Genomic DNA, 920 nt, shown 5'->3' with positions numbered 1-920 from the left:
CGGACAGCATCGACGATGCCGACCGGTTGCGGCACGGCGCGATGGACCGGGCCTTCGGCGGGGTCCGCGCCCCGTCCACCCTGGGCACCTTCCTGCGTTCCTTCAGCCATGGCCACAACCGCCAACTGCACCGCGTGCATCGCGGCTTCCTGGTATCCCTGGCCCGGCGCACGCCGTTGCTGCCCGGTGCCGAGCAGGTGATGTTCATCGACATCGACCCCACCCACCGACGGGTGTACGGCCACGCCAAGCAGGGCGCCGAGGTCGGCCGCCTCAAGGGCCAGCGCACCCTGCACCCGATCCTGGCCACCTTCTCCACCCCGATCGCCCGGCCCGTCATCGGCGCGGTCCGCCTGCGCCGCGGCAAGGCCGCCGACGTCCGCGGCGCGGAAAGCTTCGTGGCCGAGGCCCTCGCGATCGCGAAAGAGACCGGCGGGTCCGGGATTCGCCTGGTGCGCGCGGACAGCAAGTTCTACACCGCCGACGTGGTCGCGGCCTGCCGCCGCTCCGGCGCACGCTTCTCGCTGACCACCGGCATGAACCCTTCCATCGCCGCGGCGATCAGCCGCATCGAGGAGGACGCGTGGGTTCCGATCCGCTACCCGGACGCCTTCGTCGACCCCGACACCGGCGAGATGGTCTCCGACGCCGAGGTCGCCGAGATCGAATACACCGCCTTCACCGGCCGGAAGAAGTCCGAGCAGGTCACCGCCCGGCTGATCGTGCGCCGGGTGCGGCGGCTGAACGACGACGTGGCCCAGGGGCAGGGCGAGTTGTTCACCGCCTGGCGCTACCACCCGGTCTTCACCGACAGCTCCTCCGCCATGCTCGACGCCGAACTCGACCACCGCCGGCATGCTGTGGTGGAGCAGGCGATCGCGGACGGAAAATCGGGCCCGCTGGCCCATATGCCCTCGGGG

Annotated in this window: 1 protein-coding gene; it reads left to right on the top strand. The window is 71.2% G+C overall.

The features are described 5' to 3' along the window. A partial coding sequence (locus AQJ91_RS48415; protein ID WP_067036848.1) for a transposase occupies positions 1 to 920 on the top strand: 920 nt, incomplete at both ends.

This window comes from Streptomyces dysideae (genome assembly GCF_001514305.1).
GTDB classification, from domain to species: domain Bacteria; phylum Actinomycetota; class Actinomycetes; order Streptomycetales; family Streptomycetaceae; genus Streptomyces; species Streptomyces dysideae.
Note: the sequence above shows the minus strand (reverse complement) of the source record. Positions and strands in the feature narration are given on the sequence as shown.